We start from the raw sequence: 1,253 nt of genomic DNA on the forward strand, positions 1-1,253 counted from the left end.
TACAGTTAATTATACAGAAATTATCTTTAAAATTAAAGAGGAATATATCAAACATACAAGAGTAAATGAGGACGGTTCTGTTCACTTTACTCTTGAGATGCCGGTAGCTGAACAAGTGTGTCCTCATTGTGGAGAGAGCACTAGAAAGTCTAAAGGTAAACGATCTAGGGAGGTTAAATTTGGTGTTATACAACATCATCCTGTGACTGCTACATATTTACAAAGACGCTACACATGCCAGGAGTGTCATCATACTTTCATAGAAAAGAATCCTTTTGTTAGCCGTTATTTGCAAATTAGTAAAAGTAATATGGAATATCTATTTAGGCAATTTAGTGAAAAAGGGTCTTTTACCGAGATGGCTAAGCGCAGTGACATTTCTGTATCTACAGTCATTCGATATTGTTCTAAGTTAGCTATTCCTAAGCCAAAGAGTCTACCTACTGTATTAGGTATCGATGAGTATAAAGGTAATGCTGGAGGTCAAGTATACCAAGTTATCATTACGGATGTAAGGAATCATTCCATCGTAGATATTTTACCTAAACGAGATACTAATGCACTAATTCAGTATTTTTCTAGCTTTTCTAGAAAAGCTAGAAAACAAGTTACATATATTATTATGGACATGTCTCCGTTATTTAAGTTAGTGATGCAAACTATGTTTCCTCATGCACATATTGTAGCTGATCGCTATCATGTATGTCGCTTAGTAGATTGGGCTGTAGAACGAGTACGCAAGAGAGAGCAAAAGATATTAGTAGCACATTCTAAAATGCTCAAACATAACCGAAGAATACTTATGAAAAATCCTGACAGATTAACTGAAAGCGAACAGATAAAACTACAGGAAATATTACGTATCTCTGATGATTTACGGATTGCTTATGGACTTAGATTAGCCTTTAGAAAGGTATTTAAAACCTTTAGCATTCATAACATCGAAAGACATTTACAGTTATGGCTGAACATAGTAGAAAGAAGCCATTTAGTAGAATTTAACAATTTTAAACTATCTTTTACTAATTGGTTCCCTCAAATTGTCAATGCCTTTGTATTACCATATTCCAATGGATTTACTGAAGGTTGTAATAACAAAATTAAAGTATTAAAGAGAATAAGTTATGGGTTACGCCATTTTGAACGCTTTAGAGTTCGTATACTTATGTTAAGCAAAAAGAATAGCGCTAGCTATTTCCATAGCTAGCGCTAAAAGCTTTTACATGAGTAGCCCCCACATTTGACAAAGAGCC

General features: G+C 34.2%; 1 protein-coding gene. It reads left to right on the plus strand.

Features of this window, described 5'->3' with window-relative positions:
- The coding region (locus tag EO116_RS08360) for an ISL3 family transposase (protein ID WP_127161428.1) at window positions 1-1,207 on the plus strand (1,207 nt) is incomplete at its 5' end.
- Window positions 1,208-1,253: the final 46 nt, after the last annotated feature.

The organism is Veillonella sp. VA137 (assembly GCF_003992015.1).
GTDB lineage: Bacteria > Bacillota > Negativicutes > Veillonellales > Veillonellaceae > F0422.